At 53.8% G+C, this 15,614-nt stretch carries 11 protein-coding genes; 7 read left to right on the top strand and 4 right to left on the bottom strand.

What is annotated here, in order from left to right; genetic code table 11:
* Nucleotides 1-19 precede the first annotated feature (19 nt).
* The 7 genes from fmt to NFC81_RS00025 all read left to right on the top strand — a co-directional run bounded on the left by fmt (nt 20) and on the right by NFC81_RS00025 (nt 9,289).
* A complete protein-coding gene (fmt, locus tag NFC81_RS00055; protein ID WP_304995486.1) occupies nt 20-967 on the top strand; it encodes a methionyl-tRNA formyltransferase in 948 nt (315 codons plus the stop codon).
* Entirely contained in the window at nt 967-2,259 is a 1,293-nt protein-coding gene (gene rsmB / locus NFC81_RS00050) for a 16S rRNA (cytosine(967)-C(5))-methyltransferase RsmB (RefSeq protein WP_304995485.1), read from the top strand. The genes fmt and rsmB overlap by 1 nt, the downstream gene beginning before the upstream one ends.
* Before the next feature lie 12 nt (nt 2,260-2,271).
* Nucleotides 2,272-3,648, top strand: a complete 1,377-nt coding sequence (gene trkA, locus NFC81_RS00045; RefSeq protein WP_304995484.1) for a Trk system potassium transporter TrkA — start codon at nt 2,272-2,274, stop codon at nt 3,646-3,648.
* Between the two features lie 20 nt (nt 3,649-3,668).
* Nucleotides 3,669-5,117, top strand: coding sequence for a TrkH family potassium uptake protein (locus NFC81_RS00040; RefSeq protein WP_304995483.1), 1,449 nt, complete (start codon nt 3,669-3,671; stop codon nt 5,115-5,117).
* A 107-nt stretch (nt 5,118-5,224) separates the two neighbouring features.
* Nucleotides 5,225-6,172, top strand: coding sequence for a glycine--tRNA ligase subunit alpha (gene glyQ, locus NFC81_RS00035; protein WP_304995482.1), 948 nt, complete (start codon nt 5,225-5,227; stop codon nt 6,170-6,172).
* Nucleotides 6,169-8,247: a glycine--tRNA ligase subunit beta gene (glyS, locus tag NFC81_RS00030; RefSeq protein WP_304995481.1), complete on the top strand. Its 2,079-nt coding sequence runs from the start codon at nt 6,169-6,171 to the stop codon at nt 8,245-8,247. Before glyQ ends, glyS begins: the two co-directional genes overlap by 4 nt.
* Nucleotides 8,248-8,500: 253 nt before the next feature.
* The gene (locus NFC81_RS00025; RefSeq protein ID WP_304995480.1) at nt 8,501-9,289 is read left to right on the top strand and encodes a lysophospholipid acyltransferase family protein; all 789 of its coding nucleotides are present in this window, start codon (nt 8,501-8,503) and stop codon (nt 9,287-9,289) included.
* A 118-nt stretch (nt 9,290-9,407) separates the two neighbouring features.
* On the opposite strand, the gene gyrB is transcribed toward NFC81_RS00025, so the two are convergent.
* From gyrB to dnaA, 4 genes are all read right to left on the bottom strand, one after another.
* Complete coding sequence (gyrB, locus tag NFC81_RS00020; RefSeq protein WP_304995479.1) at nt 9,408-11,816, bottom strand: DNA topoisomerase (ATP-hydrolyzing) subunit B; 2,409 nt, start codon at nt 11,814-11,816, stop codon at nt 9,408-9,410.
* A gap of 3 nt (nt 11,817-11,819) precedes the next feature.
* On the bottom strand, nt 11,820-12,944 hold the full coding sequence (gene recF, locus NFC81_RS00015; RefSeq protein WP_304995478.1) for a DNA replication/repair protein RecF: 1,125 nt from the start codon (nt 12,942-12,944) through the stop codon (nt 11,820-11,822).
* Between the two features lie 109 nt (nt 12,945-13,053).
* Nucleotides 13,054-14,154 carry a DNA polymerase III subunit beta gene (gene dnaN, locus NFC81_RS00010; protein ID WP_304995477.1) on the bottom strand — a complete coding sequence of 367 codons (1,101 nt, stop codon included), beginning with the start codon at nt 14,152-14,154 and terminating at the stop codon, nt 13,054-13,056.
* Between the two features lie 20 nt (nt 14,155-14,174).
* On the bottom strand, nt 14,175-15,596 hold the full coding sequence (dnaA, locus tag NFC81_RS00005) for a chromosomal replication initiator protein DnaA (protein WP_304995476.1): 1,422 nt from the start codon (nt 15,594-15,596) through the stop codon (nt 14,175-14,177).
* Nucleotides 15,597-15,614 lie beyond the last annotated feature (18 nt).

The raw sequence follows: 15,614 nt of genomic DNA, 5'->3' as shown, positions 1-15,614 counted from the left end.
TTGTTCAAGGCGTTTCCTTATGTCGTCCCCGCTCCGTATTATTTTCGCCGGTACGCCTGAGTTTGCCGCACGCCCATTACAGGCTTTAATTGATCACGGCATAGTACCGGTTGCGGTATACACCCAGCCTGACCGCCCTGCCGGACGTGGTCGGCAGCCCTTACCTTCGCCTGTCAAAGCGGCCGCGGTTGCAGCAGGCATTCCAGTGGAACAGCCTGAAAAGCTGCGCGGCAATGACCACGCCCTCGCTCAGTTACGCGCCTATGACGCCGACCTGATGATCGTGATCGCCTATGGCCTGATCTTACCGCAATCCGTTTTGGATGCGCCACGGTTAGGTTGCGTCAATGTACACGCTTCATTATTACCACGTTGGCGTGGTGCCGCCCCCATACAGCGGGCCATCGAAGCCGGTGATCGAGAAAGTGGCGTCTGCCTGATGCAGATGGACGCAGGGCTAGATACCGGCCCGGTGATTTCTCGTGCGGTGGTAACGATTAGCGATGATATGAATGCCGGTGATCTGCACGATGCGCTCGCCGCCAGTGGCATTGAATTACTGCTCGATTTTCTGCCGCAAGCTGCGCCATTACTGCAACAAGCCACACCCCAACCCGAAAGCGGCGTGACCTACGCACACAAACTGAGCAAGGACGAAGCGGCACTGCATTGGCAAGAGACCGCAGACACATTGGCGCGCCGAGTACGGGCGTTCAATCCGTGGCCGGTGAGCAGTTTTCAATGGCGCGATCAGACCTATCGCGTTTGGTCGGCCGACGCCGAATCCGGCACGCATACTGTTCCACCCGGCACTGTGCGCCGCCATAAAGACCACTTCTCAGTGGCGTGCACACAGGGTTGGCTGAGCATCAAAACACTACAACCACCGGGCAAGAAAGCCATGGCGGCAGGAGACTGGTTACGGGGACAAGGTCAGGCCCTGCAAGACGGTGAGGTATTGAACTGATGGCCCGCACCCGTGTTGCCGCTGCCCGCGCCGTCTTACAGGTCTGGCAAGACCGTGTATCTCTGAACGAAGCCTTGCCGGCCGCGTTACAAGACATACCGGCGCGCGACAAAGGCTTGTTACAAGCGCTGGTCTATCAAACCATTCGGCACTTTCAAGAGCTTGAGGCGCTGGCCAACAGCGCGTTAACGAAACCGTTGCGCAAGAAAGACCTCGACGTCTATTGTTTACTGTTGGTCGGCATCTGTCAGGTACGGTTTTTGTCGATTCCCGACCATGCCGCCGTCGCCAGTACCGTCGATGCCGCGAAGCTGCTTAAAAAAGACTGGGCGCGCGGCTTGTTAAACGCCGTTCTGCGCAAAGCCACCGTCGGCCACCTACAGGCCCAGTTCAAGGAACCGGCGCGCTGGAATCATCCACAATGGATGCTAGATATGCTGCGTACGGCCTGGCCCAATGACTGGCAAAGCATTGTGCAAGCCAATCAGGAGCCTGGGCCGTTAACCTTGCGCTTGAATCTGACCAAACAAAGTCGCATCGACTATTTAGCCGAGTTGGCCAGTTGGGACATTGCTGCCCAACCCACACAGGTCAGTCCTTACGGTATCACGTTAGACAAAGCCACAGATGTCACGGCGTTGCCCGGTTTTACCGAAGGCCGGGTATCGGTGCAGGATGAAGCGGCACAGATGGCCGCCCACTGGCTGGATCCACAACCCGGCCAGCGTATTCTGGACGCCTGTGCGGCACCCGGCGGTAAGACCGGCCATATTTTGGAGCTGATTCAGGGCAATGGCGATGTCATTGCGGTGGACCAAGACAGTCGACGCCTAGTACGTATTGAAGAGAATCTGACGCGTATCGGTTTAAACGCCGTGTTGCATTGTGCCAGCGCCGAAGACATTGACGCTTACTGGAATCACAAACCGTTCGACCGAATTCTGTTGGACGTGCCTTGTTCTGGCACAGGCGTGATACGTCGTCATCCGGACATTAAACTGCTGCGCCGTCCAGAAGACATTGCCCAGCTGGTAAAAACCCAGCGGCGCATTTTAGACGCCGTGTGGCCCATGCTGAAACCCGGTGGGTTCCTGCTCTACACCACCTGTTCTGTCTTGCCCGCCGAAAATGAAGAGCAGGTCAGTGCATTTCTCGCTCGGACCCCCGATGCGGCGGCAGCGGCGTTACCCGCCAGCCGTGGACTTCCATTAAAAATAGGTCAACAATGGCTGCCATTAAAGGGCGGATCCGACGGCTTCTATTATGCACGGCTGCAGAAACTACAATCCTAAACGGACAGCACTATGAAGATCATCATTCTCGGTGCCGGCCAGGTCGGTGGCTCACTCGCCAGCACACTGGCGCATGAAGACAACGACATTACCTTGGTCGATACCGATGCCGTTCGGCTGCGCGAGCTGCAAGATCGACTGGATATTCGCACCGTACACGGCTTGGCGTCACACCCTAATATACTGATGCAGGCGGGTGCCGACGACGCGGACTTGATGATCTCGGTGACCAACAGCGACGAAGTGAATATGGTGGCCTGCCAAGTCGCCTATGCACTGTTTCGCACGCCCACCAAGATCGCCCGAATTCGCAACCCGCACTATCTGAAACGCGCCGAAATACTCTTTAACAACAACGCCATTCCCATCGATGTATTGATCAGCCCTGAACAGGTAGTCTGTGATTACATACAACGCTTGGTGGAACACCCCGGGGCACTGCAAGTACTGGATTTTGCCGATGGCAAGGTGCAGTTGGTGGCCGTAAAGGCCATCACCGGCGGCTTATTGGTTGGCCAGGAACTGGGCTATCTGCGCGAACATATGCCCAACGCCAAAACCCGAGTTGCGGCGATCTTCCGTAAAGACCGCGCTATTCTACCGCGCGGCAATACGGTGATCGAAGCCGAGGATGAGGTGTTCTTCATCGCGGCGCAAAAAGACATCAAGGGCGTTATGAACGAATTGCGCCGCAAGGAGAGCGCCTACCGCCGCATCGTGATCGCGGGCGGCGGGAACATTGGGTACCGCCTGGCGTCGGCAATTGAGTCGCGTTATCGCTTAAAAGTTCTCGAGCGCAATACGGAGCGCTGCCACTATCTGTCGGAACACCTGAACCACGCGCTTGTCTTGCAAGGTGATGCGTCAGACCAAGAATTGTTGTTGAGCGAAAACATCGAAGATACCGATATTTTCATGGCACTGACCAATGATGATGAAGCCAACATCATGTCATCCATGCTGGCTAAGCGTCTGGGAGCGCGCAAGGTCATGGCCTTGATCAACAACCCGGCGTACGTTGATCTCGTTCAGGGTGGTGAAATAGACGTCGCTATTTCGCCTTCACACGCCACCATCGGCACCTTACTGGCGTACGTACGTCGGGGCGATATCGTAAACGTTCACTCGCTGCGACGCGGTGCAGCGGAAGCCATCGAAGCGGTAGCCCACGGTGACGCGGCCAGTTCAAAAGTGGTCGGTAAAGCCATTGAGGATATAGACCTCCCTGAAGGCACCACCATCGGCGCGGTGGTGCGCCAAGACGAGGTGATTATCGCCAACAACAAGCTGGTGATAGAAGCCGAAGACCACGTCATTCTGTTTTTGGTCGATAAACGACGGACCCCGGATGTCGAACGCCTTTTTCAGGTTGGGCTTACGTTCTTTTAACCAAGGGATAGACCAGCACTATGCAGTTTCGCGTGATCCTTCGCATACTGGGCATTCTATTGATGCTGTTTTCCTTTGCCATGCTGCCCAGCATGGGCTTAGCGCTGTGGTATGACGACAGCAGCATCATGCCCTTTGCGGTATCCTTTGTGGTGATTTTTGTAATCGGCGTGTTGGTGTGGCTGCCGTCTTATGGCAGTCAGCAAGAGATGCGCACGCGTGAGGGTTTTTTGGTCACGGCGTTGTTTTGGGTGGTGCTGGGAGCGGCGGGCGCCTTGCCGTTGTTTTTGTCGACCGCGCCGACGCTGACCTTTACCGATGCCTTCTTTGAATCCTTCTCAGGTCTGACCACCACCGGGGCCACGGTGATCAGCGGGCTCGACGATCTGCCGCGCTCCATTTTGTTCTACCGCCAACAACTGCAATGGATGGGTGGCATGGGGATTGTGGTCTTAGCGGTCGCCATACTGCCGATGCTAGGGATAGGTGGCATGCAGCTCTACCGTGCCGAAGCACCTGGCCCGGTGAAGGACAACAAGTTGACGCCGCGTATCGCGGAAACCGCGAAAGCGCTGTGGTACATCTATCTGGGGATTACGGTGCTGTGCGCCCTGGGTTATTGGGCCGCAGGCATGACCTTGTTCGACGCCATCGGTCACTCTTTCAGTACCGTAGCCATCGGCGGCTTTTCCACCAAGGACGCCAGCATCGGGTATTACGACAGCGCCGTCATCGAAAGTATTGCCATCGTTTTTATGCTGCTGGCTGCGGGTAACTTCAGCCTGCATTTCGTCGCCTTCCGCAATAAAAGTATGCTGGGCTATTGGCGTGACCCCGAATACCGGTTCTTCCTGACCATCATCGTCGGGTTAATGGTGGTGATGGCCGTCGGCCTCACCTTCACTAACACCGAGACCGGTTGGCGAGCCATTCGCATTGGCGCCTTCGAAGCGACGTCGGTAATGACCACGGCTGGATTCGCCGCCACGGGGTTTTCGCACTGGCCATTTTTTCTGCCGTTTTTACTCTTTTTGTCGTCGTTTATTGGCGGCTCGGCGGCGTCGACCGCTGGCGGCATGAAAGCCATTCGTATTTTATTGCTGTGGAAACAAGGTGTGCGCGAGATTAAACGCCTGATTCACCCGAACGGCGTATTTCCAGTCAAAGTTGGCCGTAAGGAAGTCCCGGAGCGCGTACTGGCCGCTGTCTGGGGTTTCTTTGCCGTTTATATGTTCGCATTTACGGTTCTTTTGACGTTATTGCTCGCCACCGGACTGGACTTTCTAACCGCATGGGCGGTGTTGGGCAGTGCAATGAACAACCTAGGCCCCGCGCTCGGTGAAGCCGCCGCTAACTATTCCAGCATCAATGTACCCGCCAAGTGGATTCTGTGCTTCGCCATGCTGTTGGGGCGCTTAGAGATCTTCACCCTGATCGTTATCTTTAGCCCAATGTTCTGGCGACGGTAGGCAAGCTACCCACCCATGTTTATAATGCGCGGTCTGCTGGTAGGAAGAGACCGTGCTAATGGTCTCCGCCAGAACCATCGAATTCATTTCATGACTGTGGGTGACCCGTGTCTGACAAGCCAACGTTTCAACAACTTATACTGACTTTGCAGCAATACTGGGCCGAACACGGCTGTGTCATGCTGCAACCACTGGATATGGAAGTCGGTGCGGGCACTTCACACCCCGCGACTTTCTTACGGGCCCTTGGGCCGGAGACATGGAACTGCGCCTATGTGCAGCCCAGCCGCCGACCCACCGACGGTCGCTACGGTGAAAACCCCAACCGCCTGCAACACTACTACCAATATCAGGTGGTATTAAAGCCATCACCGGACAACATTCAGGAACTCTACTTAGGTTCATTGAAGGCCTTAGGCGTTGATCCCGAAATTCACGATGTTCGCTTCGTTGAAGACAATTGGGAAAACCCCACATTGGGCGCCTGGGGCTTAGGCTGGGAAGTCTGGCTCAACGGTATGGAAGTGACCCAGTTTACTTATTTCCAGCAAGTAGGCGGCTTGGAATGCTTCCCGGTGACCGGCGAAATCACTTACGGCCTGGAGCGGTTGGCGATGTACATTCAGGAAGTCGACAACGTGTACGACCTGATTTGGACACGCAGCCCAGACGGCAGCGTCGTCACCTACGGTGACGTCTACCTGCAGAACGAAAAAGAACAGTCAGCCTATAACTTCGAGCACGCCAATACCACGGCCCTGTTTGCCGCCTTTGAAGAGCACGAAGCCGCCAGTCAGCGTTTGATCGCCGCCGGTCTGCCCTTGCCCGCCTATGAACAAATTCTTAAGGCTGGACACACCTTCAATTTGCTGGATGCACGCCATGCCATCTCAGTAACCGAACGCCAAGCTTATATATTGCGCATTCGTACCCTGTCGCGCGCGGTCGCCGAAGCCTATTTCGAATCACGGCGCGCCGCTGGTTTTCCGATGGCCCCCGAATCACTGCGTGAGGCCGCGCTGGCCGAAGCCGCTCAAAAGGAGGCCAAAGCATGAGCCAAGCCACACGCGATTTCTTATTTGAGCTAGGCACCGAAGAGTTGCCACCCAAGTCGTTACGCACCCTGTCAGCGGCCTTTGAACAACAGGTTGTGCAAGCTCTGGCAGCGGCTGATCTCAGTTACACAGCGGTGCGCTCGTACGCCGCACCGCGACGCTTAGCGATAGAGATTACCGCGCTGCAGGTACAACAGGCAGACCGCACCTTCAATCGGCGCGGACCGGCGTTGCAGGCGGCGTACGACAAAGACGGTAACCCCACAAAGGCTGCCGAAGGCTTTGCTCGGTCTTGTGGCATCAGCGTTGCAGAACTGGGCGTTGAGAAAACCGACAAAGGCGATTACTTGGTGCATGAAGGCACCGAGCCAGGGCAGCAAACCACGGCCCTACTGCCCAACATCATCGAGCAGGCGCTGAATCAGTTGCCCGTCGCCAAACGCATGCGTTGGGGTGCTCATCGCTATGAATTCGTGCGACCGGTAAAATGGCTGCTGGCCTTATGGGGCGAAGACGTCTTACCGCTGGCGCTGTTCGGGCTGCAATCAAGTAATACGACCCGCGGGCATCGTATTCATGCACCGGTGGCGTTGCCAATCACCAAACCCAGTGACTACCATCAGGTGTTGGCGGAAAAAGGCTTTGTGTTGGCCGATTTTGCCGCACGTAAAGCGAAGATCGAAGAAGATTTGCTAGCATTGGCACGTCAGCATGAAGTAACGGTATTGCTCGACGATGCCTTACTGGACGAAGTAAATAGCCTCAATGAATGGCCCGTGGCGCTGTCTGGTCAGTTCGACGAACGCTTCCTTGATGTCCCAGCCGAAGCCTTGATGTCGTCTATGCAAGAACACCAGAAGTATTTCCCGGCGGTTGATGCATCAGGGAAACTGGTAGCGCGGTTTTTCTTCATCGCCAATATCGCCAGCAAAGACCCCAGCGTAGTGATCCATGGGAATGAGAAAGTAATACGCCCGCGCCTGTCTGACGCGGCGTTCTTCTGGGAAACCGATCAAAAAACGCCACTAGAAGACCGCCTGCCGCGCTTGGAGCAGATCGTGTTCCAAAAACAGTTAGGCACGTTGCGTGAAAAATCCAGTCGTGTGGAAACCTTGGCAGGCTTAATCGCCCAACGCGTGGGGGCCGATGCGGTGGTCGCCCAGCGCGGCGCCAAGCTGGCCAAAACCGACCTGGTAACGGACCTGGTGTTTGAATTTGCCGACCTGCAAGGGTTGGCGGGTTATTATTATGCGCAAAAAGATGGCGAAGCCGCCGGTGTACCGGAAGTCATTCGCGACCAGTATCGCCCCGCGTTTGCCGGTGATGCCCTGCCAGAAACCTTAGAAGGCTGTGTCGTGGCGTTGGCGGACCGCCTAGATACCTTGACCGGGATCTTCGGTATTGGTCTCAAACCGACCGGCACTAAAGACCCGTATGCGTTGCGTCGAGCCGCACTGGGTGTATTGCGTATCCTGGTAGAGCGGGAGTTGGAACTGGATTTGGCTGAGTTACTTGCCTTATCCCGTCAGCAATATGGGAACCTGCCCGAGAGTGCAACGGTCGAGCAGGATGTGTTGAGCTACGTATTGGAACGTTTCCGCGCTTGGTACCAGGACGCCGACATTGATACCGATGTCTTTTATGCCGTACGTGCCCTGAACATCAGCGAACCGCTGGATATTCAGCGTCGCGTGATGGGCGTCAGCGCGTTCAAACACAGCACTGCGGCCGCCAGTTTGGCAGAAGCCAATAAGCGGGTGGCCAACCTGCTGAGCAAGGCTACCGATGGTTTGCCCGCTCGCCTAGACGCCGCCTTGTTGCAAGAGCCTGCCGAACAAGCCTTGCTGAGTATGTTACCGCAGTTAGAGGGCGACGTAGGCGCCGCGGTGGGTAACGGTGACTATGAGTCCGCGTTAAAGGCGCTGAGCGCGCTTAAGGGCCCGCTGGACCAGTTCTTCAGTGATGTGATGGTTATGGCAGATGACGCTGCCCTACGGGCGCAGAGGCTGGCTCTGCTGGCCAATGTGCGGCAATTGTTCCTGCAGGTCGCAGACATCTCCCTGTTACAGGTGTAGTCGGCGAATCAAGCGCACGAAAGCCGGCTCAGTGCCGGGTTTTTTATGCTCGGGAATAGGCCGTATGCCGGTAACGCGAGAGTGGACTGTATAAATATGCCACAATGTCACAAGTCTGCTGAACGATGGCTACTGGCTAGTTAGGTGTCGAGGCCGTAACATGATGCTATTCGAGCAAAGCTCGGGCCGCACCGTGGGCGACAGCAGCATCGTCGCGGGCAAATGCTCAACGCTGCACCTGTGAGGATATAGTATGTGGTTGGCCTGGTTTCGTACCGCTGTGTTTTATCTCTTTTTTTATGGCCCGTTCACCATCTTTTGGGCCATTTTCGCTGGCTTAACCAGTTGGATGCTGCCGAAGCGCTGGCGCTATCCGTACATCATCTTAACCTGGTCCTGGTTCTCTCTGTACGCCGCGCGTTGGGTACTGGGCATACGGTGGCAGGTGGTCGGGCGTGAACACTTGCCACAACAGCCGGTAGTCATTGCCGCAAACCATCAAAGTGCTTGGGAAACCTTCTTCCTGCAAACCTTGATCAACCCCCAGAGCCAGGTGATCAAAAAATCGTTGTTAAAAATACCCTTTTTTGGCTGGACGTATGGCCTGCTGAAGCCCATCGCCATCGATCGCACAAACCCTAAATCCGCCATGGTACAGGTGGTAGAGCAAGGTAAGCGTGTGCTTACTGACGGACATCATGTTTTGATCTTCCCGGAAGGCACACGCCGTCATCCTGATGAATTGGGAAAATTCTCTAAGGGTGCCGCCACCCTGGCCCAAAAAGCCAATGTGCCCTTGTTGCCGGTCAGTCTTGACGCTGGCCGGGTTTGGCCCGCATCTTTGTGGCAGCCCAAACGGGCCGGTGTAATCACGGTTACTCTGCACCCCACAATGGCCTCTACGAGCGGTGATGCGCTGGCCGTTACCCAGCAACTTCAGGCAACCATTCACCGCAGTTTACACGGTGATCAAGGCACACTGGATGCCGACGTTACGGCCAGCCCATCGAGCGCCCTGCAGCAGGAAGCCTTTGGCAACTGAGATTGAGCCGAGTAAAAGCCTATTCTCCGTTCTCCAGCACTAATAAAAAAGCCGGTCTTGTGAACAAGACCGGCTTTTAGTTTTTACGGCATCAAACCCCGCCCGCTAACACCTAGAATCAGTAATCCAAGTTCTCTACTAGGAGGGCATTTTGCTGAATGAAATCCCGCCGTGGTTCCACATCATCACCCATCAGGGTAGTAAAGATTTGATCGGCACCAATGGCGTCTTCAATGGAGACTTGCAACATGCGACGCGACTCGGGGTCCATGGTGGTTTCCCACAGCTGCTCAGGGTTCATTTCACCCAGACCCTTATAACGCTGAATGTAATAGCCGCGCTGCGCTTCGTGCATCAACCAAGTCATCATTTCTTTCATTCGCTCGGTCTGCAGAACCTTCTCACCACGTTGGACGGTAGCGCCGCCGCTGAACAGGTCGGCCATGGTCGTACCCAGGCTATTGATGTTGCGATAGTCTTCAGCGGCAAAGAACTCCGGTGACAACACATAGTGATTGCTCAAACCGTGCTGCACAGCGGTGATCTTGGGAATCCACAGGCCCGTTTCTGCGTGTTGGTCCAAACTGGTGGTGTAAACACGCGTGGACGTATTATAAGCCTGCAACATGGTATCCATATGCTCGACCCAGGTCGCCATTTGGCCTTGATCGGCTAGGTGACTGCGCTCCACCGTCGGCAAATACAGCAAGTTTTCCAATACGGCTTCAGGATAGACGCGACTGAGACGACGAATCGCCTTCATTACCGACTGATAATGCAGGATCAGAGTCTCAAGTCCGCTACCTGTGATTGGCGCCGCGCCATCACCTGGTGTTAGGCTGGCGCCCTCGATAGCGACCTGTGTTAAATATTGGTTTAGCGCATCGTCGTCTTTGATGTACTGCTCTTGCTTGCCCTTCTTGACCTTATACAAGGGTGGCTGGGCAATGTAGATGTAGCCATTCTCGATCAATTCCGGCATTTGGCGGAAGAAAAAGGTCAACAAGAGTGTGCGAATGTGCGATCCGTCGACGTCCGCATCCGTCATAATGATGATACGGTGGTAGCGGAGCTTTTCGATGTTGAATTCTTCACGACCAATGCCACAGCCTAGTGCCGTGATCAGTGTACCGACTTCGGCCGACGCTAACATCTTGTCAAAACGTGCTTTCTCAACGTTCAGAATCTTTCCTTTCAACGGTAAGATGGCCTGTGTGCGGCGATCTCGGCCCTGTTTGGCGCTACCGCCGGCCGAATCACCCTCCACCAAGTAGAGTTCAGACAGCGCAGGATCTTTCTCTTGGCAATCTGCCAGTTTACCCGGCAACCCCGCTATATCCAGTGCACCTTTACGACGCGTCATTTCGCGTGCTTTGCGCGCCGCTTCCCGTGCGCGGGCCGCATCGATCATCTTCTGGACGATCTGCTTGGCTTCTCCGGGGTTTTCCAACAGGTAGTCAGCGAACGACGTACCCATTTCCTGCTCTACTGCCGTTTTTACTTCGCTGGATACCAGTTTGTCTTTGGTCTGCGAGCTGAACTTAGGATCAGGTACCTTCACCGAGATAATGGCTGTTAAGCCCTCACGCGCGTCATCACCGGTAGTAGCAACCTTTTGCTTCTTCTGCATGCTTTCTTGCTGAATATAGGTATTCAGGTTGCGCGTTATGGCAGCGCGAAATCCGGCGAGGTGGGTACCGCCGTCACGCTGTGGAATGTTGTTGGTATAGCAAAGAATCTGCTCTTGATAGCTGTCGTTCCACTGCAAGGCGACTTCCACACCAATTCCGTCTTCACGCTGGGTACTGAAGTGGAAGGTCTTGTTCAGCGTGGTTTTGTTTTTGTTCAAGTAATCAACGAAGGTGCGCAAGCCGCCTTCGTAGCAGAAATGGTCTTCTTTGCCTGAACGTTCATCTTTCAAACGAATGGAAACGCCGCTGTTAAGGAACGACAGCTCGCGCAGACGCTTGGCGAGAATTTCATAAACGAACTTGATGTTGGTAAAGGTCTCTGCAGACGGTTTAAAGTGGATGGTGGTACCACTTTCCGTTGTTTTACCGGTTACCGCCAAGGGTGCTTGCGGAACACCGTGAACATACAGCTGTTGGTGTATTTCACCACCGCGTTTAATGGTCAGTGTCAGTTCCTTTGACAAGGCGTTCACTACCGACACACCCACACCGTGTAAACCACCTGACACCTTATAGCTGTTGTCGTCGAACTTACCGCCAGCGTGCAACACCGTCATAATAACTTCAGCAGCCGACTGCCCTTCCTCGTGCATCTCGGTCGGTATACCACGACCGTTGTCAGAAACCGAAATCGAATCATCCGGGTGTATGATGACTTGGATGTCATCACAATGCCCTGCCAGTGCTTCATCGATCGAGTTATCGACAACCTCAAACACCATGTGGTGTAAGCCTGTACCGTCATCCGTATCGCCTATGTACATACCCGGACGTTTGCGGACGGCATCCAGGCCTTTGAGTACTTTGATACTCGACGAATCATAATTCTCTGACATCGGTTACTCCTGAAACGATTGTTCGGTCAATTGACCATGTTCCACGTGGAACAGTTTTAATTCTGTTTGTTCTGCCCATAAACGAACAGGCGGTAGTTGTTTAGCATCCAGCGTGGTCAGAAAAACCTGTGTACCGAAGTTTCTCACCAATGACAGCAACTTCACCACGTTGCCCTCATCCAATTCAGCAGCCAGATCATCCAATAACAATATTGGCAGTCGCCCTGCCGAACGTTCGGACACCAGCACCTTAATTTGCGCCAATTTCAATAAATGCCCTAACACCTTCATCTGCCCACGCGACAACAGGTCGCGCGCCGGCATACCCTCCATCATCATGCGTAAATCTGCCCGGTGAGGTCCTGCTTGAGTAATGCCTGTTTTCCGTTCACGTTCGATCAGATTAGGCCTCTGCATGGCATCCGCCAACGACATCTTCTGATCCCAACCGGGCGAATACTGTATCGACAACGCCTCAGCGTATGGCATATCACCGTACGAGAGACACAGGACACGATAAGCTTCCATCAATGCGGTCAGGTAACGCCGTCGGGCTTCATCCAAGGACTCCGCGCATTTTAGAAACTCGGCGTTCCATACTTGTTGTTCACTGCGGCTTATTTTACCAGATCTAAGACCACTATTGCGTTGTTTTATTGCACGATCAAAACGACGAAACAATTGAGCATCTTGTTCGTGTTCCACGTGGAACACTCCCCAATCCAAAAACCGTCGCCGAATACGGGGACCGCCTTCAAACAACTGAAAGTCGTCTAAACCAAAGTGTTGAATGGGCAACAGCGACGCCAATTCCGACGCACTGGCGGCGCGAGACCCATCAATAACAATGGTGCCGTCACCCGCGAGCCGTTTTTCAATACCCATCGAATGCCGATCAGGCAAAAGGGCTTCACCGTATAGCGAAAAACGATCGGCATTAAATGTTACCAAGGGCTTAACCTGCGCCACCCGAAAGCTCTTACCTGACCCTAACACGTACAAGGCTTCCAGCAACGACGTTTTACCTGAACCGTTAGCACCGGTAATCAAATTTATATGAGGGGATGGCTGCCAACTGACGGAAGACAGATTACGAAAACCGTTTATCTTAACTTTGGTCAATGGCATAAGTAGAAAACGCAGAAAGGGACCGGAAGAAGATTCCGGTGATACTGCACGACAGGACACCTAACAATTGTGTTCTGCAGCATCACCGGCAAAGACTCGCTAACCAACACTACAAACGCATAGGCATGATGACGTAGACCGCTGTATCGTCGTCGAAGTCACGCACCAACGCACTGCTGTTAGCATCCGAGGCTTTAATCATGATTTGATCACCCTTAACGGCGTTAAGCACGTCGATCAAGTAGGTCACATTAAACCCGACTTCCAAAGGCTCACCCTGGTAATCCACGGCAAGGTTTTCTTCCGCTTCTTCTTGCTCTGGGTTGTTCGCCAATACCTGCACATTCCCGTCGGTGAACACCAAACGAACACCGCGGTACTTTTCGTTGGACAGAATCGACGCGCGCGACAACACCATCTTCAAACTCTCTTTATCGGCGACGATTTCTTTATCTCCGCCGCGCGGAATAACACGTTCGTAATCCGGGAATTTACCGTCCACTAATTTGGTGGTGAAGGTGAACTGGTCGAGCGTCGCGCGCATGTGATTCGACGTCAGTTCCAACGTGAGATTCTTATCGCTGTCATCAATAATACGTTGCAGCTCCAAAATACCCTTGCGCGGCACAATGACCTGTACATTAGGAACTTCAGACTCCAACTGGGTTAATGCCATCGCCAACCGGTGCCCGTCGGTCGCTACAGAGCGTAATTGCTTATCTTTTAATTCAAGCAGCATACCGTTCAAATAGTACCGGACATCCTGCACCGCCATGGCAAAAGTGGTGGAATCGATTACCTTACGCAGCACACGCTGAGGTAACGTAACCGGTGCGGTGTCTTCTTCCGTTTGAATGTTGGGGAATTCAACAGCCGGCAAGGTAGCCAGGTTATAACGACTACGGCCAGTCTTAATAATAACGCGATCGCCATCTTGAACCAGATCTATCACCGATTCCGCCGGCAAGGATTTACAGATATCCAGCAGTTTTTTGGCCGGCAAGGTGACGGCGCTATGCTCAGCGGGTTCCAATAAAGGCAACCGAGCTACCAGTTCCACTTCCAGATCGGTACCGGTCAGGGTCAGAACGTCACCCTCTACTTCCAACAGCACGTTGGCCAAGATAGCCAAGGTATTGCGCTTTTCAACGACACCAGCCACAAATTGCAGAGGTTTCAGCAAATCTTCACGTGATACTTTGAGGTTCATTGTCCTTTCTCTCGATTCTGTTAACTGGTCAGTGACCGATGTATTTTCGCATAATCTTCACGCAGTTCCGATGAAGATTCCAGCAACTCTTTTACCTTTCTGCACGCATGCAATACCGTTGTATGATCGCGTCCACCAAAGGCCGCACCGATCTCCGGCAAACTGTGTGATGTCAGTTCTTTTGCCAACGCCATCGCCATTTGACGCGGACGTGCGACTGAACGACTGCGTCGTTTGGACAGCAGGTCGTTGATCTTGATATTGTAGTACTCCGCCACCATACGCTGAATGTTATCGATGGATATTTGTTTATCCTGCGCTGCGAGCAGATCCTTCAAAGTGTCCTTTATGAACCCGAGCGTGATACGACTGCGGGTAAATTGCGCGTTCGCGATGACACGCTTCAATGCACCTTCCAATTCGCGTACATTGGACTGAATCCGCTGCGCAATAAAGAACGCAGCTTCATCCGACAATCGTACCTTCTCTTTCTCGGCTTTTTTCTTCAGGATCGCTACCCGGGTTTCCAAATCAGGCGGCTCAACGGCGACCGTTAACCCCCAGGAAAAGCGACTCTTCAGACGATCTTCCAACCCGTCCATCTCTTTCGGAAAACGGTCGCAAGTCAATATAACCTGCTGGTTCCCTTCCAACAACGCGTTGAAGGTATGGAAAAACTCCTCTTGAGTACGGTCCTTACCGGAAAAAAACTGAATGTCGTCGATCAGCAATGCATCCAAACTGCGATAAAAACGCTTGAAGTCGTTCATAGCGCCCTGTTGCAAGGCCTTGACCATATCAGCTACGAAGCGCTCAGAATGGATATAAAGCACTCGCGCGTTCTGATTACGTTGCACCACTTCATTGCCAATCGCGTGCATCAAGTGTGTCTTACCCAAACCCACTCCACCGTATATAAAAAGTGGGTTGTACCCGCCCCCTTCATTGGCAGCTACTTGCTTAGACGCCGCCAACGCCATCTGGTTAGCTTTACCTTCTACAAAACTGGTAAAGGTGAACCCGGGGTTTAGAAAACTGTGATGTCGTAACCCACCTTCAACTCGCACATTAGAGGAAGCCAGGGAGGCGGCTCTGCGGTTCTCCGCACCAGCCTCAACCATAGCATCCTGACCCGGTGGCCGAGTCGCTAACGGCGTAGCAGAGGACCGATTAAAGGTCGACGGCGCGGCAACGCCTTCACGATGGGCTATCTGCACTTCAACACGAAAAGCAGGGTTCTCGCTGACGTCTTTAGCCAATTGCGCGATACGATCCAAATACTTGTCACGCACCCAATCGCCGACGAAACGATTGGGCGCGACTAGATTAAGTCCCGCCGCATGCTCAGTGGTCGATAAACGTTTGATCCACGTGATGTACTGTTGCGGTGGCAACTCTGTTTCCAACACCGCAAGACAAGTATCCCAAATTCCCTGAGCCAAGAAAGGCCTCCAAAACAT

It is taken from the genome of Salinispirillum sp. LH 10-3-1, assembly GCF_030643825.1.
Lineage (GTDB): Bacteria > Pseudomonadota > Gammaproteobacteria > Pseudomonadales > Natronospirillaceae > Salinispirillum.
The sequence above is the reverse complement of the archived record's forward strand: the minus strand, read 5'-3'. Positions and strand labels throughout refer to the sequence as shown.